Annotated in this window: 23 protein-coding genes; 6 read left to right on the top strand and 17 right to left on the bottom strand. The window is 43.3% G+C overall.

The window, feature by feature from the left end:
• Nucleotides 1-214: 214 nt before the first annotated feature.
• Nucleotides 215-790: a uracil-DNA glycosylase family protein gene (locus ACM2FC_RS20275; RefSeq protein ID WP_498482849.1), complete on the bottom strand. Its 576-nt coding sequence runs from the start codon at nt 788-790 to the stop codon at nt 215-217.
• Entirely contained in the window at nt 790-1,704 is a 915-nt protein-coding gene (locus tag ACM2FC_RS20270) for a D-2-hydroxyacid dehydrogenase (RefSeq protein WP_498482848.1), read from the bottom strand. Before ACM2FC_RS20270 ends, ACM2FC_RS20275 begins: the two co-directional genes overlap by 1 nt.
• Before the next feature lie 72 nt (nt 1,705-1,776).
• On the opposite strand from ACM2FC_RS20270, the gene ACM2FC_RS20265 reads away from it, so the two are divergent.
• The 3 genes from ACM2FC_RS20265 to ACM2FC_RS20255 all read left to right on the top strand — a co-directional run bounded on the left by ACM2FC_RS20265 (nt 1,777) and on the right by ACM2FC_RS20255 (nt 3,664).
• Nucleotides 1,777-2,367 carry a YjaG family protein gene (locus tag ACM2FC_RS20265; RefSeq protein ID WP_498482847.1) on the top strand — a complete coding sequence of 197 codons (591 nt, stop codon included), beginning with the start codon at nt 1,777-1,779 and terminating at the stop codon, nt 2,365-2,367.
• Nucleotides 2,368-2,658: 291 nt separating this feature from the next.
• Nucleotides 2,659-2,931 (top strand): nucleoid-associated protein HU-alpha, encoded by a 273-nt coding sequence (gene hupA / locus ACM2FC_RS20260; protein ID WP_498482845.1) that lies wholly within the window; start codon nt 2,659-2,661, stop codon nt 2,929-2,931.
• Between the two features lie 46 nt (nt 2,932-2,977).
• Entirely contained in the window at nt 2,978-3,664 is a 687-nt protein-coding gene (locus ACM2FC_RS20255) for a DUF1481 domain-containing protein (RefSeq protein ID WP_498482843.1), read from the top strand.
• A 54-nt stretch (nt 3,665-3,718) separates the two neighbouring features.
• On the opposite strand, the gene purD is transcribed toward ACM2FC_RS20255, so the two are convergent.
• Together purD and purH are read right to left on the bottom strand one after the other, a co-directional pair.
• On the bottom strand, nt 3,719-5,005 hold the full coding sequence (gene purD / locus ACM2FC_RS20250) for a phosphoribosylamine--glycine ligase (protein WP_498482842.1): 1,287 nt from the start codon (nt 5,003-5,005) through the stop codon (nt 3,719-3,721).
• 55 nt (nt 5,006-5,060) lie between these two features.
• Complete coding sequence (gene purH / locus ACM2FC_RS20245) at nt 5,061-6,653, bottom strand: bifunctional phosphoribosylaminoimidazolecarboxamide formyltransferase/IMP cyclohydrolase (RefSeq protein WP_498482841.1); 1,593 nt, start codon at nt 6,651-6,653, stop codon at nt 5,061-5,063.
• A gap of 270 nt (nt 6,654-6,923) precedes the next feature.
• Between purH and zntR the strand changes: the two genes are divergently transcribed.
• The gene (zntR, locus tag ACM2FC_RS20240) at nt 6,924-7,331 is read left to right on the top strand and encodes a Zn(2+)-responsive transcriptional regulator (RefSeq protein ID WP_498482853.1); all 408 of its coding nucleotides are present in this window, start codon (nt 6,924-6,926) and stop codon (nt 7,329-7,331) included.
• Nucleotides 7,332-7,357: 26 nt separating this feature from the next.
• Here zntR and ACM2FC_RS20235 read toward each other — a convergent pair whose 3' ends face one another.
• Together ACM2FC_RS20235 and ACM2FC_RS20230 are read right to left on the bottom strand one after the other, a co-directional pair.
• Nucleotides 7,358-8,998 (bottom strand): methyl-accepting chemotaxis protein, encoded by a 1,641-nt coding sequence (locus ACM2FC_RS20235; RefSeq protein WP_498482840.1) that lies wholly within the window; start codon nt 8,996-8,998, stop codon nt 7,358-7,360.
• 258 nt (nt 8,999-9,256) lie between these two features.
• Nucleotides 9,257-10,360 carry a methyl-accepting chemotaxis protein gene (locus tag ACM2FC_RS20230; RefSeq protein WP_498482852.1) on the bottom strand — a complete coding sequence of 368 codons (1,104 nt, stop codon included), beginning with the start codon at nt 10,358-10,360 and terminating at the stop codon, nt 9,257-9,259.
• A gap of 738 nt (nt 10,361-11,098) precedes the next feature.
• Here ACM2FC_RS20230 and ACM2FC_RS20225 point away from each other — a divergent pair.
• The gene (locus tag ACM2FC_RS20225) at nt 11,099-12,067 is read left to right on the top strand and encodes a phospholipase A (protein WP_498482839.1); all 969 of its coding nucleotides are present in this window, start codon (nt 11,099-11,101) and stop codon (nt 12,065-12,067) included.
• Between the two features lie 200 nt (nt 12,068-12,267).
• Here the strand turns inward: ACM2FC_RS20225 and ACM2FC_RS20220 are convergent, their stop codons facing one another.
• The gene (locus ACM2FC_RS20220) at nt 12,268-12,660 is read right to left on the bottom strand and encodes a VOC family protein (protein WP_498482838.1); all 393 of its coding nucleotides are present in this window, start codon (nt 12,658-12,660) and stop codon (nt 12,268-12,270) included.
• Between the two features lie 376 nt (nt 12,661-13,036).
• On the opposite strand from ACM2FC_RS20220, the gene ACM2FC_RS20215 reads away from it, so the two are divergent.
• A complete protein-coding gene (locus ACM2FC_RS20215; RefSeq protein WP_498482837.1) occupies nt 13,037-13,642 on the top strand; it encodes a LysE/ArgO family amino acid transporter in 606 nt (201 codons plus the stop codon).
• Between the two features lie 75 nt (nt 13,643-13,717).
• Here ACM2FC_RS20215 and ACM2FC_RS20210 read toward each other — a convergent pair whose 3' ends face one another.
• From ACM2FC_RS20210 to ACM2FC_RS20165, 10 genes are all read right to left on the bottom strand, one after another.
• Nucleotides 13,718-14,131, bottom strand: a complete 414-nt coding sequence (locus ACM2FC_RS20210; protein ID WP_498482836.1) for a universal stress protein — start codon at nt 14,129-14,131, stop codon at nt 13,718-13,720.
• Nucleotides 14,132-14,382: 251 nt separating this feature from the next.
• On the bottom strand, nt 14,383-14,679 hold the full coding sequence (fis, locus tag ACM2FC_RS20205) for a DNA-binding transcriptional regulator Fis (RefSeq protein WP_498482835.1): 297 nt from the start codon (nt 14,677-14,679) through the stop codon (nt 14,383-14,385).
• A 22-nt stretch (nt 14,680-14,701) separates the two neighbouring features.
• Nucleotides 14,702-15,670, bottom strand: a complete 969-nt coding sequence (gene dusB / locus ACM2FC_RS20200) for a tRNA dihydrouridine synthase DusB (protein WP_498482851.1) — start codon at nt 15,668-15,670, stop codon at nt 14,702-14,704.
• A gap of 134 nt (nt 15,671-15,804) precedes the next feature.
• Nucleotides 15,805-16,695 carry a 50S ribosomal protein L11 methyltransferase gene (prmA, locus tag ACM2FC_RS20195; protein ID WP_498482834.1) on the bottom strand — a complete coding sequence of 297 codons (891 nt, stop codon included), beginning with the start codon at nt 16,693-16,695 and terminating at the stop codon, nt 15,805-15,807.
• 155 nt (nt 16,696-16,850) lie between these two features.
• Nucleotides 16,851-18,194 (bottom strand): acetyl-CoA carboxylase biotin carboxylase subunit, encoded by a 1,344-nt coding sequence (gene accC / locus ACM2FC_RS20190; RefSeq protein ID WP_498482833.1) that lies wholly within the window; start codon nt 18,192-18,194, stop codon nt 16,851-16,853.
• A gap of 17 nt (nt 18,195-18,211) precedes the next feature.
• A complete protein-coding gene (gene accB / locus ACM2FC_RS20185; protein ID WP_498482832.1) occupies nt 18,212-18,679 on the bottom strand; it encodes an acetyl-CoA carboxylase biotin carboxyl carrier protein in 468 nt (155 codons plus the stop codon).
• A gap of 60 nt (nt 18,680-18,739) precedes the next feature.
• Nucleotides 18,740-19,189 carry a type II 3-dehydroquinate dehydratase gene (aroQ, locus tag ACM2FC_RS20180; RefSeq protein ID WP_498482830.1) on the bottom strand — a complete coding sequence of 150 codons (450 nt, stop codon included), beginning with the start codon at nt 19,187-19,189 and terminating at the stop codon, nt 18,740-18,742.
• A 300-nt stretch (nt 19,190-19,489) separates the two neighbouring features.
• Nucleotides 19,490-21,439: an acetate--CoA ligase gene (gene acs, locus ACM2FC_RS20175; protein ID WP_498482829.1), complete on the bottom strand. Its 1,950-nt coding sequence runs from the start codon at nt 21,437-21,439 to the stop codon at nt 19,490-19,492.
• Nucleotides 21,440-21,741: 302 nt separating this feature from the next.
• Complete coding sequence (locus ACM2FC_RS20170) at nt 21,742-22,374, bottom strand: 3'-5' exonuclease (protein WP_498482828.1); 633 nt, start codon at nt 22,372-22,374, stop codon at nt 21,742-21,744.
• 26 nt (nt 22,375-22,400) lie between these two features.
• Entirely contained in the window at nt 22,401-24,230 is a 1,830-nt protein-coding gene (locus ACM2FC_RS20165; protein ID WP_498482827.1) for a DUF294 nucleotidyltransferase-like domain-containing protein, read from the bottom strand.
• Between the last annotated feature and the right edge of the window lie 11 nt (nt 24,231-24,241).

The following is a 24,241-nucleotide window of genomic DNA, read 5'->3' as shown; positions in this document are numbered from 1 at the left end:
CCGGCCTGTCACGCCGGGGGTCGCGGGTTCGAGTCCCGTCCACTCCGCCATTTATACAAAGCCTTAGTCGAAAGACTGAGGCTTTTTTGCGTTTAGGGATACGTCGTTCTGAAATTGTTTCTATTACAATGCTTTGGAAGACCAGAGGGTCATAGAGTTGGGGTTATCGCTTATTGCATGACACCTTCTCCAATGCAACCAATTCAGCTCAATGTCATTTACCCAAATGCTGATGCACGTAACTACGAATGAAAGGAACAACGTCTTGCTCGAACCAAGGGTTCTTTCTAAGCCAGAGCGTATTGCGAGGAGAAGGGTGCGGAAGTGGAATATATTTCGGTGCCCAACGTTCCCATTGACGAACGGTTTCAGTTAATGTTTTGGGTTTATCAGAAAGGTAGTAATTTTGCGCATACTGGCCGATGAGTAGCGTCATGCCAATATTAGGTAGTTGATTTAATACTTTTTGATGCCATTTTGGAGCACACTCTTTTCTCGGTGGTAGGTCACCAGTTTTACCTTTTCCGGGGTAGCAAAGTCCCATAGGCATGATCGCTATATTTCTTGCGTCATAAAACCTAGCCCTATCGAGCTGAAGCCAATCCCTGAGTCGATCGCCGCTGGGATCATTCCATGGGATTGAAGTGTGATGCACACGGGTGCCCGGCGCTTGCCCAACTATTAACAATGTTGCTTCTGAACTCGCTTGTATTACAGGATTAGCGCCCAATGGTAGATTGGGCTCACAAGAACGGCATTGGCGTATTTCTGTTAGTAGTTCTTCTAACATTAATAACCTTTCTCGAAGTTCACGACATTTTCCAAATTAAAGCCATGACACCATCTATCGTAATTAGTTTTAAACACTTCAATTACATCCCGAGGGAAGCTTGTTGCTGCGATATGAGGGGTCACTGTTATGGACTCATGAGACCAGAATTCATGTTCATCGGATAAAGGTTCACAATCGAATACATCAAGGAAGGCATGGGTAATATACTGGTTTTCAATGCACTCAATGAGCTCTGTTTCATCGACGGTGATCCCTCGGCCAACATTAAAAAATAGAGTATTTCGACAATTTGAGAATAAGGCTTTATTAAGAAGTCCACGTGTCTCTTGTGTATCTGGCAAAGTATTGACGATGACATCAGCATCTTGGATTGCAGAGTGGATCTCATTGACGTGATAGAGGGAAGCAAATGCTGAATCCTTTGCTGGTATTCCAGTTCTGTTCACTCCAGCAACAATAAAACCCATAGCAGTAGCTGTTTGTGCTAAGTAGTTGCCAATAGAACCAGTACCAAGTATGACCATTTTCTTACCCATGAGAGATGAGTAACTATGTGGTTGCCAAGTTTTGTTGTTTTGCTGGTTCTGGTATTGCCTAAAATGGCGATAATGCTGGACGGAATAACCAATCACGTATTCTGAAATGAATTGACCGAAGATCCCTTTGATATTAGTAAGCGTGTAATCTTGCCGTAAATTAGGCTGCATAAGAGCTTCGACGCCAGCGTAAGTAGATTGTAACCATTTCATTGAACTGAATTCATTTAAACACTTAGCGGCGAGAGGAGGTGCGCCTATGACAATATTTGCTTCTTCCTTTCTATCGACAATTTCCAATCCTAGTAGTCCGAGATTCTGCAGCAATTGGATGTATTGGTTGTTGTTGTGGGTTAGTAGGTAAACTTTATTCATTTGCTTGCTTTTTTCCTTAGTACATATCAAGTACACTTCCGCTGTCTTTTTCTTTCGCAACGAATGAATATTATGCTACGAAACCCTTTACAAGTTCGACTAGAGAAGTTTGAACCATGGCAACAGATTACCTTCATGGCTTGTCTATGTGAGCGCATGTACCCTAACTTTGCCACGTTTTGCGCCAATACAGAATATGCTGAAGCACGAATCTATCGTGAAGTTTTAGACAGTGTATGGGAATTACTGACTGTAAAAAGTGCGAAAATAAACTTTGAACGTCAACTGGAAAAGCTAGAAGATATCATTCCGAGCTCAGAAGAGTTTGATTTTTATGCTGTCTATCCAGCGATTGATGCTTGTGTGGCTCTATCAACCTTGCTTCATGGGTTATTAGATCGCGATGATTTATTCGAAAGCATGCAGCAAGTCAGTCAGCAGTCTGTTTTAACTGTTGCTCAACTAGAAGAAGCTCAGTTTGATGAAGAGATCACTGATGAGAACCAGAAAAGCAACGAAGCCGTTTCTGCTGAATGGGATATTCAGTGGGCGATTTTTAGGCCGTTACGTGATGCGGAAGAACGTGATATTGATTTAATTAAAGATTTGCGCCAAGAGCTGAGAGAGGAGTCAATTAGCAATATTGGTATAGAATTGAGCTAGTGAAGCTAAAAACGAATTGTTTGTACTTCTATTGGGAAATGAGTTGACGAAGCTCATCTTCGAAATTCATTAGCAATGTTCAATACGTACCTTTGCGCATAGAGTTGCACTGTGACAAGCCTCTCCAGCCCTTAAGTAGCGGTCAATTAGTAGCAAATTGTGAGTTAATACTCATATTATGGTTAAAAGTACGTCATTAAAGCGAAAGATTGGCTACAAACCTTTGCCAGACAGGGCATTTATGCTTTAGAGTGAGCTTGAATTCCGATAACACACGAGAAGGGAAACCTAATGAACAAGACCCAATTAATCGACTTTATTGCTGAAAAAGCGGATCTGTCTAAAGCTCAAGCAAAATCTGCTCTTGAAGCAACTCTTGATGGCGTAACTGATGCGCTTAAAGAGGGAGACCAGGTTCAACTAATTGGTTTTGGTACATTCAAAGTAAACCACCGCGCAGCTCGCACTGGGCGCAACCCAAAAACTGGTGCAGAAATCCAAATCGCTGCAGCTAATGTTCCAGCATTTGCAGCAGGCAAAGCGCTGAAAGATTCTGTAAAGTAAGTTACACTTCACCGAGGTAGTCAATATCTCGGTGTTACATTATCTTATGAAAAAGCTCATTCTGCCTTTTTTAATTATCTCTTCTATAGCGGGTTGCTCTTCCACTACTGGGTTAGATAAAACTACCCAATACACTGGTGGCGAGATTATGGGCGACGCGACTAGCTTCTACTGGGCAACAGAAACCATTGAAAATCCAATATCCAGTTCAGACTATGTTAATGATGGTAAATCTGGCTGGTATAAAACTTACTACAAGTGGAACGATGGAAAAGTACAAGAGCTAATTAGAAAAGGTCAGACGCTCACTGACAAGCAAGGCATGGTGCCTTTCAGTGTCGTGATTCGTTTTAATTCTGATGGTGAAGCCATTTACCAGCAATATCGTCTAGGCGGACACATCCTACCTTTAAATGAAGCACAACTTGTTCGTTATCTTCAAGAAGCGCAAACGGTAACCGCCGTCGTTAATCAACAAAAGACACAAGGAACGGTATTAATTCAAGGGATATGGACAGGGAAAGTATTTAAGTCTTGCGATGGTAAGGTATACGATAAGTTAGACTTCAATAAATCATTACCGAAATTTGTCGTCAATCGTCTTTCTTCAGTTGAAAGCTACGTCGCTTTTCTAGGCAAGGTGTCTAGAAAAACGGTAGAAGTAGATAAGCTCTTAATGATGGCTGATGAAAACCAGCAGTGTATTGCTCGGCCGAGCTACATCAAGGAATAAATAATACGTCTAGAATTTAAGAAAGGCGCTCTTCTGGAGCGCCTTTCTTGTAGGTTACTGCTGTTCTCTCGCAATGGCGCGATAGCCAATATCGTTACGATGGAACATGCCATCCCAGTCAATTTGTTTCGCTAGCTTGTAAGCTTGTGTTTGAGCTTCAAAAACAGAGTTGCCAAGAGCGGTAGCACATAGCACACGGCCGCCATTGGTCACTACATTGCCATCTTTTTCAGCAGTACCTGCGTGGAATACTTTCTCACCAGCAACTTCTTCGTTAGGCAGCCCAGAAATGACGTCACCTTTGTTGTAGGACGCTGGGTAACCACCTGCAGCTAGAACAATACCGATTGACGCGCGTGGATCCCATTTAGATTCTGCTTGGTCAAGTTTGCCTTCAATAGCTGTCAAACAAAGCTCAACTAGGTCTGATTGCATGCGCATCATGATTGGTTGAGTCTCTGGATCGCCAAAGCGGCAGTTGTATTCGATCACTTTCGGGTTACCCGAACCGTCGATCATAAGACCTGCATAGAGGAAGCCCGTGTAAGGGTGGCCTTCTTTTTCCATTCCTTCTACCGTTGGGTAGATCACTTGCTGCATGATGCGGTCATAAACTTCAGAGGTAACGACTGGAGCAGGAGAGTATGCACCCATTCCGCCAGTATTTGGCCCTGTGTCTTTGTCGCCTACGCGCTTGTGGTCTTGGCTAGTGGCCATCGGCAGTACGTTCTTGCCATCAACCATAACGATGAAGCTCGCTTCTTCGCCTTCTAGGAACTCTTCGATAACGACACGACTGCCTGCTTCGCCAAAAGCATTGCCCGCTAGCATATCTTTGATTGCATCTTCAGCTTCTTCTAGCGTCATTGCAACGATTACGCCTTTGCCAGCTGCTAGTCCGTCAGCTTTTACCACGATTGGCGCGCCTTGCTCACGGACGTAAGCTAATGCTGGCTCAATTTCAGTAAAGTTTGCGTACGCCGCCGTCGGGATATTGTGGCGAGCAAGGAAGTCTTTAGTAAACGCTTTTGAGCCTTCTAGTTGTGCAGCACCCTCTGTTGGGCCGAAGATAGGTAAGCCTGCCGCTTGGAAAGCATCAACGACGCCGATAACTAATGGCGCTTCAGGGCCAACAATGGTTAATTCGATAGCATTGTCTTGAGCAAACTTCACTAAGCTCTCGATGTCTTCAACACCGATAGCAACGTTTTGAAGTTTTGGCTCTAGAGCGGTACCTGCGTTACCAGGCGCAACAAATACAGTTTCTACATTTGGATTTTGAGCTGCTTTCCAGCCTAATGCGTGCTCACGGCCACCTGAGCCTATTACAAGAACATTCATCGTATATATCCTTAAAATATGTGAAAAGAGGCGCTAGAGAGCGCCTCAATTGTAATTAGTGACGGAAATGACGCATGCCAGTGAAGATCATCGCCATGCCATGCTCGTCTGCTGCTTGAATGACTTCTTCATCACGCATAGAGCCTCCTGGTTGGATAACGCATTTGATGCCTGCTTCTGCTGCTGCATCAATACCATCGCGGAACGGGAAGAAAGCGTCTGATGCCATTACGCTGCCAGCAACTTCTAGGTTCTCGTCTGCCGCTTTAATGCCTGCGATCTTAGCAGAGTAAACTCGGCTCATCTGGCCTGCACCAACACCGATTGTCATATCACCTTTTGCGTATACGATAGCGTTAGATTTCACATATTTTGCTACTTTCCAGCAGAACAGAGCGTCTTTTAGCTCTTCATCCGTTGGCTGACGTTTTGATACCACTTTAAGGTCATCTAGCGACACCATACCTTGGTCACGGTCTTGTACCAATAGACCGCCATTTACACGCTTAACATCAAAACCAGTCGTCTTCGTTGACCATTCACCACATACAAGCAAACGAACGTTCTTCTTCGCGGATACCACTTCGATCGCTTCAGCAGATACTGTTGGTGCGATGATCACTTCAACAAATTGACGTTCAACGATGGCTGCCGCAGTTTCTGCGTCTAGCTCGTGGTTGAAAGCAATGATGCCGCCAAATGCTGACGTTGGATCAGTTTGGTAAGCGCGGTTGTATGCTTCAAGAATGTTCTCGCCCAGAGCAACACCACATGGGTTTGCGTGTTTAACGATAACGCAAGCTGGCTCTGCGAACTCTTTCACACACTCAAGGGCTGCATCAGTGTCTGCGATGTTGTTGTAAGAAAGTGCTTTGCCTTGGATTTGACGTGCAGTAGAAACAGACGCTTCTTCTGGGTTCGCTTCAACGTAGAAAGCAGCATCTTGGTGGCTGTTTTCACCGTAGCGCATGTCTTGTTTTTTAACGAACTGTTGATTGAAAGTGCGCGGGAACTTAGATTCAGCATCACCTTCAGTATTTTCGCCGTAAGAAGGCACCATAGTACCGAAGTAGTTTGCGATCATGCCGTCATAAGATGCTGTGTGCTCAAAAGCAGCGATTGCTAAGTCAAAACGAGTTTCTAAAGTTAGGGATTTCTCGTTTGCATCCATTTCTGCGATAACACGGTTGTAGTCATGTGCATTCACAACAATAGTTACGTCTTTGTGGTTTTTCGCGGCAGAGCGAACCATAGTAGGACCGCCAATATCGATGTTTTCAACGGCATCTTCTAGTGTACAACCTTCTTTTACTACGGTTGCGGCAAACGGATAAAGGTTAACAACCACCATGTCAATTGGGTTGATTCCGTGAGTTTCCATGATGGCATCATCTTGACCACGACGTCCAAGTACTCCACCGTGTACTTTAGGGTGTAGAGTTTTTACTCGGCCATCCATCATTTCAGGAAAGCCTGTGTAATCTGAAACTTCAGTCACAGCTAGACCATTGTCAGCTAACAGACGAGCGGTTCCACCAGTCGATAAAATATCGACGCCACGGTCGGAAAGCGCTTTCGCGAACTCCACAATGCCAGTTTTGTCTGATACGCTGATGAGTGCGCGGCGAATAGGACGAGCGTTATTCATGCTACCTTCTTCCTCAAATTCACGGGTTATATAGTTTAAGGTGTTTGCCAAAACAGAGCGCTAAGCGACACACGAACGATTGGATGCTTGCATCTCAGCTTTGGTAAAGATCTTACCTATATTTATGAGGTTACAACTGCCTCTAGAACGACGGCGCACATTCTAACGAATTTATTCTTAAAAAGCTCGCGCAATCGTTTGGCATGGCGAAAAAATAACAAGTTTGTGGTTATTTAGATAGAAATATCAAAGTAGAAAGGGATGAAAATTATGTTTCAAATCGGTGAGTTGGCAAAAAGGTGTCATGTGAGTTCCGACACACTTCGATTTTACGAAAAGAATGGTTTGATTTCTCCTGCAGGGCGAAGCGACGCAGGGTATCGATTATATAATGAAGAGAACCAAAAACAGGTTAATTTTATCTTGAAAGCCAAACAGTTAGGATTAAGCTTAGAAGAAATTCGAGAGTTGTTAGAAATCAAACTGGAAGCAACGGTAAGAAGCTGCGCGGAAGTGAAAGCGGTGACGTCTAGCAAGCTTGAAACCATCGACCAGAAAATCGAAGAGCTCACTAAAATACGTGTAGCGTTGAAGAAAATTAATGATGCTTGCTGTGGTCACACGACTGACAGCGCCGCACATTGCTCAATTTTAGCTGCTTTGAATGAGCCTGAGTAGCAAGCTATCAGGCTCACCTTTGGGTATTAAACTTTAAACATTCTCAAGTTTCTTTGTAGTTGTTTACCACTCTCCATCAAGTCCTGACTGGCTTTCGCCACCGATTCGGCTTGAGAGGTTGTTTGTACGCTGTTATCGGCGATATTGGTCAGGTTTTGACTGATTTCATCTGTCGCGAGTGTTTGCTGGGAACTGGCTTCCGCAATTTGCTCATTGAGAGACAAGATGATGTTAACCTGCTCTTCAATCGAGCCTAGCGCTTCTTTGGCCATTGCAGCTTGTTCCTGAGTTTGTGCAGATTGCACCTGCGTCTGGGCCATCGATTCGGTCACTTCTTTCGCACGGCCTTGCAAGCTAGAGACGATCTGTTCAATTTCATCGGTACTTGATTGTGTCCTTGTTGCCAGAGTTCTTACTTCATCGGCAACTACAGCAAAGCCTCGACCCTGCTCACCTGCACGGGCAGCCTCGATTGCCGCATTCAGCGCCAATAAGTTCGTTTGTTCTGCAATACCACGAATGACATCTAAAACGGTACCTACGTCTTCTGAATCTTGAGCAAGCTTGTGGGTATTGGTTTCGGTTTGGCTAAGTAAGTCTGACAGAGAGTCAATTTGATTGGTGGCTTTGTCGATAACACTTGAGCCTTGAGAACTTTTATCACTGGCTTCTTGAGCGGCAGTTGCTGCGTTTTGAGCGGCATTTGCGACTTCTTGGTTACTGGCGTGTAACTCGTTCATTGCAGATGCTACGGTATCGACGGCCTGCTGTTGCTGATTGGCTTTGTCAGAGCTGCCTTGCGCAACATTGTTTAAATCCACAGCTGAGGAAGTAATACCTTCACCAACAGGAGTCATATCTTGAACAATAGAACGAATCTTTTGCGTAAATAGGTTGAAAGCGACGGCTATCTGAGATAGTTCGTCTTTGCCGTCCTCTGGAAGCTTTCTCGTTAAGTCTCCATCGCCACTAGCGATTTCATTTAGAGCATCGAGTGTTTCTTTACAAGGACTACTAATACTGCGGCTAATCCATACCGCAAGCGCGATTGCAACAACTAGGGATAATGCTAAGGCAACCAAAACCAGTTGAACTCTCTGCCAGACTAAAGCATCAACGTCATCGACATAAACACCACTACCGATAATCCAACCCCAAGGCTTAAAAAGTTTGACGAAGGAAATTTTTTCCACGTCTGTTTCTGAGCCCGGTTTGGGCCACATATAGCTGACAAAACCCTCACCATGCTTTCTTGTCACGTCAACAAATTCTACAAATAGTTTTTTACCTGTAGGATCTTTGAGATTGGAGAGATCTTTACCATTAAGAGCGGGTTTGATCGGGTGCATTATCATGGCTGGCTGAGTGTCGTTAATCCAAAAATAGTCTTTTGACTCGTAACGAAGTTGGGCGACCGCCATGTGAGCGGCTTCTTGTGCTTGCTTCTCAGATAAGGTGCCGCTGACTTGTAGCTTATGATAATGATCAATCAAGCTATACACAGTTTCCACAAGGTGGCGTGTCTTGGTTTGCTTGGCACTCATTAAGTCAGATTCATACTGATTAATGACGTAACCAAGAGGGATCATCATGACAATCATCAGTACTACGATCATCAAAATTAGTCTTTTTTGAATAGTTAGTGAACGAAGGGCTAGTGAGTTCATCGTACTGTTCCTTGATTAAAGTTTCCGCTGGCTAGCCATTGATGCTGTTTTTATTATTGATAGTAATAACTGTAGTCAAGGGTGTAGATTAAGGGTAGGTGCGAGAAGCATAACTCGAGAAATGATTGATCTGAGTCTGTAAAATAAGACAACGCTTACCTTCTTCTTCACGTTTTACATTGAAATAAGTGCTACATGTTTAAGCATATTCAAGTCTTAAGCTTGTAGTGTTATCGAGTATTTATGGGCAGCTGAGTACTACATTTTAGGTGGCTTGTAGCCCATTCTAAGGCCTCCCCAATGCCTGCCTTTTATATATATTGGAACGGAAATATCGTGCATAATCTCTCCAGTGTCGCGCTTATAGGTTTGCAACAGCATGGTTTTAGTGTGTTCTCCACATCGCAAGCCAACACGATCACCAAAAATACGTTTAGTTCTGTTGTTTATGATGTCAACACTGTCATCACCAGTTAATGGTTTGCAAAATTGGTCATTATGAGTTGGGACATAGCCTTTATCATCGGTAGCGATTGCATAGATGATTTCGTCTCTTTGCTTAATAACAGGTTCTTGTAGGTTAGGAAGTATCGTGTCACAGTACTTATCAAATTTAGTATTGTATTTCGGAGGGTTAGAACTACCAAATGGCGTGTGGTTCCTGTCGAATAGAGCTTGCTCGGATACTTTGCCCGATGCGATGTCTCTTTCAAAGCATTCGCCAATTTCTCTTGCGAGGTCAGACGCGAGTTTATAAAAGGGCCAGTGAATGCTTTTATTGTAGTGCTCGACCATAACGCCATTAATATGCTCGGCAATCCCCATCAGCTTTTCGCCTTCTTTTTGCAATTTGGAAAGTTCAGCATCGGAGTCTTCTAACTCCTTGTTCATTTTTTCAATTGAGCTCGCTATTTGAAGCAGCCCTCCTTCATTTGTCTTGATACCTTGAGTGATGTCGGAAACTTGATGCTCAACATCTTGTGCTTGAAAGGCGATAGTTTTAAGTTGCTCTCCTACGCTTTCAATATCCGCCGCGCCTTTTTCTACTTTTGAAGAGAGCTCTTGAATTGTTTTAATTACTTCGCGAGTTTCATTAAACACTTCCTGAACGATATGGGCGACCTCGTCAGTGCTTTGAGATGTGCGCTCAGCAAGTCCTCTTACTTCATCCGCAACCACGGCAAACCCTCGACCAAACTCCCCAGCGCGTGCGGCCTCAATCGCAGCATTCAAAGCGAGTAAGTTGGTTTGTGAGGCAATATCTTCGATAACTTGGACAACGCTTTTGATTCGGTTCACTTGTGCATCTAGGTTATCCAATTGCTCAACTGAAGCGGTAGTTTGACTGCTTATCTCCTGCATACCTTCGATTGCGGTCCCAAGTTGTTTCATCCCTTGAGTGCCGACGTTGTGCATTTCTTTAGCAGCAGTTAACGCGTGCTGAGCGGAAGTTGAAGTAACGGTAAGGGTTTCGGTGATTTCCTTTGATGTTTCCGCGATATGATGAACAGATTCAACTTCATTGCTGGCTTGTACTTTGAGTTGGTCAATTGCAAAGGAGACTTCAGCAGTACTGACGGCATTGACCGTTAACTCACTTTCAATCAGAGAGGCAATGGTATTATTGTTGTTGGAGTCACTTGTTTCTGGAGTTTCGCTGTTTTTTGACGCTTTAGCGGAGAGCAATAACGAAATTACTGCAGCAATCAAAACGATGGCTGCAGGCCCGACGCTGTATAAAAACAGGCACAACAAAGTGGCAATTAGCCAAACTAGGCCTTCCATCCACTTTTCACGAAGAGTCATGTTCATTGTCACTCCTGATTGAACGAAACTAATAAAACTATAGCTTCAACTTTTTATATAGATCTAAATATTTAGAGCTTTTAGTTGAATTAAATGTAAATAATCTCATCTATATCGTTTGATTATGATGTTTGACACGTATCACATTTAATCGAAGCTACAGAGAAATTTCAGAGTTGTGTCAACTCTAATGGATGAGAAAGATTCGGCATTGATGTTTAAACTTTGCTCGTTTAGCATTCGCTGCGCGCAGTTTATTTAACCGCGTATTGTATAAGTAAAAGAGTGCTAAAAATGAAAGCGTTAAAAATTAAATCTATGGCAGTGGTATTGGGAGCATTGATAAGCTGCCAAGTGATGGCGGACTCAAGCCAGCCAATAGACACTGCTTCTACTGATTCAACAGTCAAAACTGATCAACCTAAACAAACAGCAAAAAAGGACGATAGTACTTTCTCCAAAATGCTGACTTCTTTATCTCCTGACTCGGATTCTATTTTAGAAAGAAAGATCCGACAGCAAGAGAAGATCAGCGATATTCCTGGAGGTATCAGTTTCTATCAGCCTACATATGTGTTGCCGTTCTACTACACAGGTAGCCCAGATCAAGAGGTTTACAACGGCCAAACACCAGATAATCAATCTGTCATGCGTGAAGAATTCAAAACCCAGTTCAGTTTTAGAATGCCTCTTTGGAAGGACATGCTAGGTAACCCCGATTACAGCTTGAATGCAGGTTACACCCAGTTGATGTATTGGCAGTTTTATGCGAAATCCCAATACTTTAGGGAAACTAATTACATGCCTGAAGTGTTTTTATCTGATCACTTTCATAAAAACTGGCGCATTAACTATGGGATTGTTCACCAGTCGAATGGTCGTGGTGGTGACTACGAGCGTAGCTGGAACCGTGTTTATGCTAACTTAGAGACATCAGGCCATCATTGGCTACTGAGTGTTAAACCATGGGTATTAATCTTTAAGCCACAATCTAGTGAACTACACAATCCAGATATCGCGCATTATTTGGGTCATGAAAAAATTCGTTATGAATATGAGTTTGACAACAAAATGACAACCTCTGTCGCGGTGACAAATGTAGAAAGTGGCATGAAGCGAGGCGCGGTTGAAGTGGATTACACCATTCCTTTATTGAACAATATGAGCATGATGCTACAGTACTTCAACGGTTACGGCCAAAGCTTAATAGAATACAACCACAGAACACAAAGCGTGGGTATTGGTTTCTCATTAGCGACCTAACAGACTTTAGAAAGGCTCCAAATTGGAGCCTTTTTTACATCTAGACATTATCGAGTAGTAGAAGATAGCGGTTTTGTTTGCAGACTCGACGAAATGTTAAAGCCAATAATTGCAGCAAAGGCGGCAATGTTATAAAACTCAAATGCGTTGTCAGAGACGACCGTTGCTCTTTGAGGGAAACTTAACATTATAATGTTTTTCTATTGGTAGGCAGCTAATATTTCGACATTATTTCCACTTGGATCTGTAGTAAAGAAGTACTGAAAGCCCCCTAGCCGAGCTTGTTCAATTGGGCTGCATTTCTGCAAATTGCTGAGACTTGAGTAGCACTCTTCAATGTTTATAACTTCTATTGCTAGGTGGGAAATACCTCGTTTTTTGATATCTAAAAAGTCACGTTCGACATTTGTTTCTGAATGGTTCTTAAATTCAAATAACTCAATGCGAGTGCCTTGGTTACTTTTCAGTAAAGTGATAGTAAGATCTTGATCTTCATAACTCTTCTCTTCAACAAAGCCAAAGCGGTTATAGAATTCAATGCAAGGCCGTATTGAATGACAGGTCAGGCTGACGTGGTGTAATTGTCCCAACATGTTTATACGATTCCGTAATTAATAGTGTTTTGAATAGTGTGGATATTGCTTTTTAGAGCAATTGAGTTTTCGTTGTGTTTTAGTCCAGTAACTTAACATGCCAGCCATATCGGTTAGTAAGGTCATAAGTGACTGGTTGTAACAAACCTGTAGAATTCTTGGCACGCGGATTCCGCTTCAAAGCACCAAACATCCATACTGTTAGCCATCAATACCCATAAGTTAACTCGTTGCCTATATTAACATACCAACTTTTATATTGGTCTATCTTGAGCGGTCGCATTGATTGCTCAAGGTATTAGCCAATTTGTAGTAAGGTTGTGAAAATGGTAATAACACCTTTCTTCTATCACTACTATTTGTCAGGAATTATTCAATGCACGGATTTCTTTCTGGGCTTGCATTGAGCTTTAGCCTTATCTTGGCCATTGGCTCACAGAATGCGTTTGTGTTGAAACAAGGCTTAAAACAGCAATATGTTTTGTCTATATGTACGATTTGCGCGCTATCTGATGTCATATTGATTCTGATTGGTGTTTATGGGGTTAACCATATCGCGTCAATTACGCTAGCATTTTCGTTAGTAGCGAAATATCTTGGTGTGGCATTTCTTGCGTTTTATGGCTTAAAGAGCTTTAGAGCGGCATTGTTTGATACGGAAAGCATGGATATCCATAACGGAAAGAAGGTGACGCATACTCAGGCTATCCTCGCTTGTTTAGCATTCACTTGGCTAAACCCGCACGTTTACATAGATACCGTTTTTCTGATTGGCTCGATTTCCACCAACTACGCTGGTGAAAAAGCCATGTTTGCGTTCGGAGCGATAACTGCTTCTTGGATATTTTTCTTTTCTCTCGGTTATGGTGCTCGTGTGCTGACGCCTCTTTTCAGCAAGCCTATTTGTTGGAAGGTGCTTGATTTTGTTGTTGGTATCGTTATGTGGGGGATTGCCGTAAAGATTTTGCTGATGAAGATTTAGTCGATATTAAATGGTGCATATCGTTTACTCACCAAGGAAGTAGATCTCAGTGAGCAAACGGCAACAGTATGGCTATTAGTCTTTGATAATAGGTACAACCAACATATCTATAGGTGAGCGATTGATGATTTTCTTCGCCGAAGAAGAGAACTTACTGACAAAATCTTGGTGGTGACCACATACAAGGAGATCGATATCGAACTCACGAATAGTATGGCAAAGTTCTTCGCATAGGTGACCGCTACCAACAAAGGTGTTTTTGATAGGGTAGTCTGTGTTATCTGCTAACTTAGTTACAAACTCTTCTGAAACCTCTCTGGTCTTTAAATTAATATCAATGAGTCCGATATAGCGTTCGTTGTAGTTTTCGTCGATGTGAATCAGTGACAGTTCAGCCTGTAGGGATTCTGCAAGGGCTACTGCTTTTTTCACTAGATAGTTGCTTTCCTCAGAGAGGTCGATGGCCACTAAAATATGTTTATAGCTCATAGCTGGTTATCCTCTTGTTTTATTTGTCCAAAGACTAACCGCATGGATATAAATCAAGTGTCATAGTTTAGTTAGAAAAAGCCACTTTGCGACTATGGTCTTAGCAAGGGGAGCAATCCTATTATTTCAATCAATTGATACTGTCTGTAACTAAAGGTTTTGATGATAAAAACGGTTATTAGCGGATATAAAAAAGCCCTAGACAATCTCTTATCTAGGGCCTTAAAAGCAAATAATTAAACTAATTTTTATTAGTTCATGCCGTATTTCTTAAGCTTCTTGCGAAGAGTACCACGGTTGATACCCATCATAGTTGCTGCGCGAGTTTGGTTACCGCGAGTGTATTGCATGATAGTGTCTAGAAGAGGTTGCTCAACTTCAGCTAGAACTAATTCATACAATTCAGAGACTTCTTGACCATTTAATTGAGCAAGATAGTTTTTAAGAGAAGCTTTAACGGAATCACGTAATGGTTTTTGAGTGATTTGATCTTGTGAAGTCACAGTAGTTACTGTTAAAGCGTCTGATGTCAGATTTTGTTCGAACATATTATGTCTAGCTCTTCTCTAATTATGATGCAACGTTATCAAAATAACTTTCTAGCGCTTCGAGTTGCTGCGGAGCAGCCTCTAGGGCGTTGAAAGTACGGCGAAACTCACTGGCTTGCCCATGTTCTTTTAAATACCAACCAACGTGCTTACGCGCGATGCGAGGTCCTAAATACTCGCCATAAAAATTATGTAGAGCGTTTACATGGCCAAGCAGTATACCTTTCACTTCCTCGGTAGGGAGATCGGGCATTTCTGTGCCGTTTTCCAAATAATGTTGGATTTGTTTAAAAATCCATGGTCGACCTTGTGCGGGTCTGCCAATCATCAAAGCGTCTGCGCCAGTGTACTCAAGTACCTGTTTCGCTTTTTTAGGGCTATCAATATCACCGTTGGCAATCACTGGGATATTAACTGCGCGCTTGACCGCTTTGATGCTGTCATATTCGGCCTCTCCTTTGTACATACAAGCTTTTGTACGGCCGTGTAAGGCCAAAGCTTGAATGCCGCAGTCTTGGGCTAACTTGGCTATTTGGACGCAGTTTTTGTTCTCTGTGTCCCAGCCTGTGCGAGTTTTCAATGTCACTGGTACATCGACTGCATCTACCACTGCTTTTAAAATATCTTCGATGATATCTGGGTGTTTCAGTAGAGCAGAGCCCGCTAATTTTTTGTTTACCTTTTTCGCCGGGCAGCCCATATTGATATCAATGATTTGGGCGCCATTCTCAACGCTAAATTGAGCGGCTTCAGCCATGAGTGTCGGATCGGCTCCGGCTATCTGTACAGAGCGGATACCAGATTCACCCTCATGAACCATACGCTGTTTTGACTTTGCAGTTTTCCAAAGCTTCGGGTTGGAAGACATCATTTCACTGACCGCCATTCCAGCACCGTATTTAAGACACAATTCTCGAAAAGGTCTATCGGTAACTCCAGCCATGGGAGCAACAATCAAATTGTTCTTAAGTTGATAGTTTCCTATTCTCAAAATGTCTTCACAGTTCGCATCGGCAAGGGCGCGCATTTTACGCATTTTTTCCTTGCGTGAAAAGACTAATATTTGAGCATTTACAAATTGTTTTTGCAATCTGTTTAAAAATCAGCCTATTAATCAAAAAACGCTTACGAACTTTGTTTCATTCCTGAGATACGACACCACTCACTCTGCTCTGTGATTGGGTCTAGTTGGAAGTCATCGCTGTAGTAACTAGCGACATCTCTCGCCTGTGTATCGAGGACACCAGACATGGCTAAACAGCCACTTTCTTTGACAAGTTCCTTGATGATTGGTGAAAGTTCTCTAAGTGGCCCTGCAAGTATGTTCGCTACCACTACATCTGCAATTAAGCCTTCTGGCTGATCTTGAGGCAGGAATACTTGCAGCTGATCTGCAACACCATTTCGTTCTGCATTATCTTTTGATGCAAGCAGAGCTTGTGGATCAATATCGATCCCGATGACTTTTTCAGCGCCTAACTTGATCGCTGCGATCGCCAAAATACCTGAGCCACAACCGAAGTCGATAACGGTTTTTCCTGATAGATCTAGCCCTTCCAACCATTCTAAACATAGAGCCGTTGTTGGGTGTGTACCGGTACCAAAAGCAAGGCCCGGATCGAGCATGACGTTCACAGCACTAGGATCGGGAATATCTCTCCAGCTCGGGCAGACCCACAGTTTTTCGCCAAATTTCATTGGGTGGAAATTGTCCATCCATTCGCGTTCCCAATCTTTATCTTCAAGCTGTTCAACTTTGTAAGCGAAACCATCTTCAAGTAACTGACTTTTCTTCAGTGTGCTTAGCACCAAATCTACGTCAGCTTCTGCATCGTAGAGAGCCAAGATATCCGTATCGCCCCACAAGCGAGTTTCCCCGGGAAGTGGTTCGAATACTGGCGTGTCATGAGCATCGAGAAAAGTGATTGATAGTGCGCCAGTTTGCTCCATCAAAAGATCGCCAATAGGCTCGGCATTTTCTGATGTAGCATTGAGCTTAATTTGTATCCAAGGCATGGTTTTTCGCTTAAATATTAGACAACTTAACGATAGGGGAGGCAGTCTAGCATGAAACTTGCGCAATCCCTAGAACTGTTAACCTCGCACAGCGATAAATAGAAAAAGCCACCCAATAGGTGGCTTTTATGCTATTTAAGAGTGATTTAGCGGGTTTATTGTAAGCCCAGCTTTTTCTCTAGGTAGTGGATGTTTGCACCACCATGTTGGAAGTTTTCGTCGTTCATGATTGATTCTTGCAGAGACACATTAGTTTTGATGCCTTCTACAATCATTTCGCCCAATGCATTTTTCATGCGAGCGATAGCGACGTCGCGGTTTTCACCAAAAGTGATTAGCTTGCCGATCATTGAGTCGTAGTGTGGTGGAACCGTGTATCCAGCGTAGATATGAGATTCCCAACGCACGCCCATGCCACCTGGTGGGTGGAAACGGTCAATCTTACCTGGAGAAGGTAAGAAGCGCTCTGGATCTTCTGCGTTGATACGGCACTCGATAGCGTGACCACTGATTTTGATGTCATCCTGCGTGTATGACAGCGGTTGACCCGCTGCAACGCGAAGCTGCTCTTTAATCAAATCAACACCAGTGACCATTTCTGTTACTGGGTGCTCTACCTGAATACGAGTGTTCATTTCGATGAAGTAGAACTCGCCGTTTTCGTATAGGAACTCAAAGGTACCAGCGCCGCGATAACCGATTTCGATACATGCGCGAGTACAACGTTCACCGATGTATTTACGCATTTCTGCAGTGATACCAGGAGCCGGAGCTTCTTCGACAACTTTTTGGTGACGACGCTGCATTGAGCAGTCACGTTCACCTAGGTGGATAGCGTTGCCTTGGCCATCAGCAATAACTTGAACTTCAACGTGACGTGGGTTTTCTAGAAATTTTTCCATGTAAACCATGTCATTGTTGAAGGCTGCTTTCGCTTCAGCACGGGTCATTGCGATCGCTTCTACTAACTCTTCTTCAGAGCGAACAACACGCATACCGCGACCACCGCCACCACCAGAAGCTTTGATGATTACTGGGTAACCGATACGTTTTGCGTGGGCTTTGTTCTTCGACGCGTCATCGTCAAGAGGGCCGTCAGAGCCAGGTACGCAAGGAACGCCAGCTTTTTTCATCGCATTGATCGCGGCAACTTTGTCACCCATGATGCGAATGGTTTCTGCTTTAGGACCAACAAAAATGAAGCCGCTGCGCTCAACTTGCTCTGCAAAATCGGCGTTTTCTGACAAAAAGCCGTAGCCTGGGTGAATAGCGATAGCGCCAGTCACTTCAGCAGCAGAAATAATACGAGGAATATTTAAATAGCTATCAATACCACGAGCAGGACCAATACATACTGTTTCGTCAGCAAGCAGTACGTGCTTTAGATCGCGGTCAGCTGTCGAGTGTACAGCAACGGTTTTGATGCCAAGTTCTTTACATGCGCGAAGAATACGAAGTGCAATTTCACCTCGGTTCGCGATGACTAATTTATCTAGCATGAGATACTGCCTCTATATTATTCGATAACAACAAGTGGTTGATCGAATTCAACTGGTTGGCCGTCTTCAGCTAGGATTGCAGTTACAACACCAGATTTGTCAGCTTCGATTTGGTTCATCATCTTCATTGCTTCAACAATACATAGTGTTTCGCCAGCTGTTACAGATTGACCAACTTCGATGAATGATTTTGCATCTGGGCTAGGTGCGCGGTAGAAAGTACCAACCATTGGAGAAAGAACTTGGTGACCAGCAGGTACAGCTGGAGCCTCTGGTGCACTTGCCGCTTCAGCTGTCGGTGCAGGTGCTGCAGGCACAGGAGCGGCTACAGGTGCAGGAGCGGCTGCATATTGAACAGGAGCTACAGGAGCTGCGGTTCCGCTACGGCTGATTCGTACGGATTCTTCACCTTCAGAAATTTCCAGCTCCGCAATGCCGGATTCTTCAACTAATTCAATCAGTTTTTTTATTTTACGGATATCCATTTTGTCTTTCTCTTTTATCTTATGGTTAAGACAGCTCTAGGAGCTGTAGAGTATTAGGTATTACTTTGCCTGCAACTTCTCAATGGCTGCAGACAGAGCGAAATCGTAGCCTTGTGCGCCGAGCCCACAAATAACACCGACAGCTTTGTCGGATAGATATGAGTGGTGGCGGAACGGTTCACGTGCATGTACGTTGGACAGATGCACCTCAATGAACGGTATCGCTACACCTAGCAGTGCATCTCTTAATGCCACACTGGTGTGGGTTAACGCTGCTGGGTTAATAATGATGAAGTCGACATTTCCGTGAGCGTCATGGATCGCTTCAATTAATTCGTATTCTTTGTTAGATTGCAGATGCTGAAGCTCAATGTTTTCTTTCTTCGCTCTGGTTTCTAGGTGCTCAACGATATCGTTAAGCGTGTTGGAACCATAATGAGTGGGTTCTCTCAAGCCTAACAGATTAAGGTTTGGCCCATTTAGAACGAGAATGCTTAATTTTGTAGACATTATGCAGCCATCTTTCGTTAATGTGAGAAGATTACGAATACTCCCACATTCTTCGCTCGTTCATCAAGAAAATTTTCTCTAAATTTGGCGAACGCTAACAAATTGACACAGATTATAGCCAATTCAAAACAAATCGCAGCATTTTACTGGTCTAATCTCCCTATTGATATCATCACAAACGTTGAGGATAAATTTATCGGACAGGCGAGAAGTGTAGTGGAAATAGGGCGTTGGAAGAAAAAGAAAGCCACCATCTTTTGATAGTGGCTTTAAAATAGTTCATGAATTGAGTTAGTTGGCTTACGTTAGAGCGTTTTTCTCTTCAATTAGCTTATCAACAACACTTGGATCAGCTAAGGTTGACGTGTCACCCAAGTTACTGGTATCGCCAGTGGCGATTTTACGTAAAATGCGGCGCATGATCTTGCCCGAGCGAGTTTTTGGCAGCGATTCTGTCCAATGTAATACATCAGGTGTTGCGATTGGGCCGATTTCTTTACGTACCCAGTTTTTCACTTCTTTGTGCAATTCCGCACTTGGATACTCGCCGTCGTTTAGAGTGATATAAGCATAGATAGCTTGGCCTTTGATATCATGAGGAATACCAACGATGGCAGCTTCTGCGATTTTATCGAATGCGACGAGCGCTGATTCGATTTCAGCCGTGCCCATACGGTGGCCTGAAACATTCAGCACGTCATCAACTCGGCCTGTAATCCAGTAATAACCATCTTCGTCTCTACGAGCGCCATCCCCTGTGAAATACATACCTTTAAAGGTAGAGAAATAGGTTTGCTCAAAGCGCTCATGGTCGCCATAAACGGTACGCATTTGTCCTGGCCAAGAGTCAAGGATAACGAGGTTGCCTTCCGCTGCTCCTTCAACAATATTGCCGACGTTGTCGACAAGTGCAGGCTGAACGCCAAAGAAAGGTTTACTTGCAGATCCGGGTTTAAGGTCTGTTGCTCCTGGTAGAGGTGTAATAAGAATGCCGCCTGTTTCTGTTTGCCACCAAGTATCAACAATCGGTGAATTTGTATCCCCGATTGCTTTGTAGTACCACTCCCAAGCTTCTGGGTTAATCGGTTCTCCTACTGAGCCCATAATACGTAGACTGGTACGTTTAGTATCACCAATTGCCTCGTCACCTTTCGCCATTAACGCACGGATGGCCGTTGGCGCAGTATAGAGAATGTTAACTTGGTGCTTATCCACCACTTGGCACATGCGGCTAGTATCTGGATAGTTTGGTACACCTTCAAATAGAATCGTTTTTGCACCGTTTGAGAGTGGACCATAGATAAGATAAGTATGACCCGTAATCCAGCCCACATCAGCCGTACACCAGAAAGTTTCGCCTTCTTGATAGTCGAACACGTATTTAAAGGTCATAGTGGCGTAAACGAGATAGCCACCAGTGGTATGCATAACACCTTTAGGTTTACCTGTTGAGCCAGAGGTATAAAGAATGAATAGTGGATCTTCAGCATTCATTTCTTCTGGTGGGCAATCATCTGATGCACTTTCTGTCGCTTCATGCCACCAAACATCTCGGTGTTCATGCCAGCCTACATCAACGCCTGTACGTTTAAGAACCAATACTTTACTGATTGTTTTTACTTCAGGGTTTGTCAGTGCTTCATCGACATTTTTCTTAAGTGGTACAGCGCGGCCACCGCGAATACCTTCGTCTGCGGTAATCACTACTTTGGCGTCCGAGTCTATAATACGACCTGCCAATGCTTCTGGAGAGAAACCACCGAATACAACGGTGTGGACCGCACCAATACGAGTACATGCAAGCATTGCAATTGCTGCCTCTGGCACCATTGGCATGTACAGACAGACAACATCGCCTTTGCGTACGCCTTGCTCTTTTAATGCGTTAGAAAAGCGGCAGACTTCTTTGTGCAATTCTTTAAAGGTGAGTGTTTTATCGTCTTTAGGCTCGTCGCCTTCCCAAATAATAGCGACTTCATCGCCTTTGCTTGCAAGGTGTCGGTCGATACAGTTTGCAGAGACATTGAGCGTACCATCTTCGAACCAACGTATATCTACGTGGCCAGTGTCAAAAGAGGTGCTTTTTACTTTGTTGAAAGGCTTAATCCAGTCAACGATATTTCCATGTTCGCTCCAGAACTCGACAGGGTTACTAACAGATTGTTGATACATATCTTGGTAAGTTTGTGCATCAATATGTGTTTTGGCTTTGATATTTTCTTTTACCGGATAAACATGGGATTCGCTCATTGCTTCTCTCCTTCTGAATTCAGCAAACGCATAAAAATTAGGGCTAGAGTCGTTACAGGAAATTCACGTATTCGTTTCGCAATAGTTAAATGAAAAATTGATTTCATAATATGCGTTAAAATAGTGGCCTTCGGTGTATTTTGAAATTTTTTTGTTATCAGCGTCACATACTTAACGCCGTCGTCCGTCACTCTCCGTCAGAGTTATGCGATCTACAATTAGACTTTAGGATGAGATGCGGTTATTCGCCTACTTTATGCGCATTTTATTTATCATTCGCACTGATATGAGCAAAAGTGCGCTTAATTTTTGGTCGGTGGGGCGGTGCTTGGAGGTGTTCCGAAGGTCAGGCGCGTATATATTAGTGCCGCTGAGAGGGCATCTTGAAATGCGTCATGCTTGTCTTCCAAAGGAATCCCTAAATGCTGGCAAATACTATCCATACTCAGGTCAAAGTAACCATTTGGCAGGTGTTTTTGTAGCTTATCTTGGTAAATTAGGCTGACTTCGATGATTTGATTAGGTAGTGGAAAGCCAAGGTGCTTCTGGCAAGCTATGTCTAACATTTTTTTATCATATCGAATGTGATATCCCACCATAGGACGATTGCCAATAAAATCCAGCAATCTTGTTATTGCTTGTTTTTCGTCTATTCCATCAATCAAGTCATGATGACGGAGCTTGTGTATTTTAATGGAATCTGAGTTTAGAGAGTCAGGGGCTGCTAAGCGCACTTCAAAGGATTGACTAGTAATAATTCGGTTGCTCACAATTTTTATTGCTGCGATGGTGAGTAAATCTGCTTTTACTGGATCTAAGCTGGTGGCTTCGCAGTCTAATGCCACTAGCTCATTTTCATGAGGTTTATCGAAAAGGTCGAGATAGGGTGAGTGCTTAAGCTTTTTTCGCCAAAGGCATCTTTGTATCCAGTTCATATAGGCTCATTTTGTTTTTTAAAGCGCTAATCTCGAATTTGATAGTGGTATTCCAGCCATTGTTTAAACTTTTTTACCACTTTGAGACTATGGCGCAAGATATCTCTGTCTGCTCTATCAAGCCTTTCAACTTCGATTGTGTTGCTACTGCCTTTGCTACTGAATAGCTGCTGGGCAAGACGAAGTTTGATAAAAAGCTTTAGCGCTTCGGCGATGTTGTCACCGGTTTCTTTATCTAGTACGTTTTGGCTGCTTAAAGCATCAATTCGCTCAAAGGTACTCGTGGCAATTAGTCCATGTTCTAAGCTGAGAGAGCGAACTCCATGAACGATTGGAAATATCCCCCCTTGTTTAATATCTAAGCCTGATTTTTCTTGCTTCAAATTGCCAAAAACCGTTAAGGGTGTGGTGAAGCCTAATGCTGGTTTGGAAAATTCTGAGATGAGCAGGGATTTGTTTTTCATTTGCTCTGATATTACTTGCTTGATTGGATTGAGGAGTGTGGGATTACCTGCGGTAGCGCGCGCATCAGACAAGATGGATAAATTCATAACATCCTTGCCTTGAGAAGATTTTATCCAATGTTCAACGGTGCTTATCCAATCGCTTTGTGTTTTTACCCAATCTGGGTTGCTCACCATTATATTTCCAGGGCACAAGGGGTAACCGAGCTCGGATAATGTTGCACTGAAAGTAGTCATATATTCTTGGCACTGTGGCCAGCTTGAACCATTTTTTAAGATCAGAGCATTGTCCTGATCGGTTTTTAAAATTTGTTCTTTGCGTCCTTCAGAGCCAAGCACAATGAGGCAGCAATCTTGATGATATTCAGCAGGGATAGTGAGCTCAAATGCGCGTTCGATGATTTGATCGTTGATGGTGGCAATCAGATCCATCAAAAAGCGAGTGTGAATACCATTTTGTAGCAATTGTTCGACTAACTTTCTTTGGTTGTTAGAGACACTTTTTAGTTCTTCGATACTGCTAGAACGAGCGATTCGTAGTGTCAGAACATGTGAATGTGTTGAGAAGGCGCTGAGAATTTGCAGCATATCGAGCATGCCGACGGCTTCGCCGTTTTTGCAGACCATTAAGCGTTTGACCCGGTTTTGAGTCATAGTGATCATTGCGTTAAATAAGTAGTCACCATCTTCGACATTCAGCACGGGAAAAGACGCAATTTTTCCAACGTGGCTATCTATTGGTTGGCTGTGGATCATCACTGCGTGCAGTAAATCAGTACGGGTAATGATCGCGTAGTGAGGTAAAGTAGGGTAGTCACTTAACCGAGAATCGTCTTCTTTTAACTTGACCAACGCAGCATCAATATTATGCGCTTGTAATTGCTCCGTGACGACATTGATGGGCGTATCAGCTTCAAACAAGATAGATGGGTGATAAATCGCTGAGCTAATGCGTGTTAATATAAATTCGGCTAAGTTTTGTTGCTTTTTGGCCATTTCCACCAATTCTTGTTTTTTGGCTAAGTTGGTATCAAAGAAAACGGCGAATTGCGGATTTGAGTTATAAAGTTCAAGAAATACGGTTTGAGGAAGCAAGTAGCAAATTGTGTCTTCAAGCGCGATATATTGGTGCTTAGAAATACCTTCAATTAACACCTTCGCATCGAATAAGTCTTCGGCTACAAAGTGAGATAACACTTCTTTTCCATTACTGGAGCGTTTTTCGACCGCCCCTTTGATAATAACAAACAAAGAGTCGCTGCTGTGTTCACTGCGAATTATGGGGTCGTTCTCCCTATAGTAGGCGATATCGAGCGAGCGCCGTACCGTGGTTTGTTCTAGCTCACTCAAGCGATCAAAGGGAGCGGTATGCATATTGAAGTTATCTGGCATTGCTTGCTTAC

It is taken from the genome of Vibrio sp. A37, from assembly GCF_059777565.1.
This window is presented reverse-complemented; position numbering and strand designations above follow the sequence as displayed.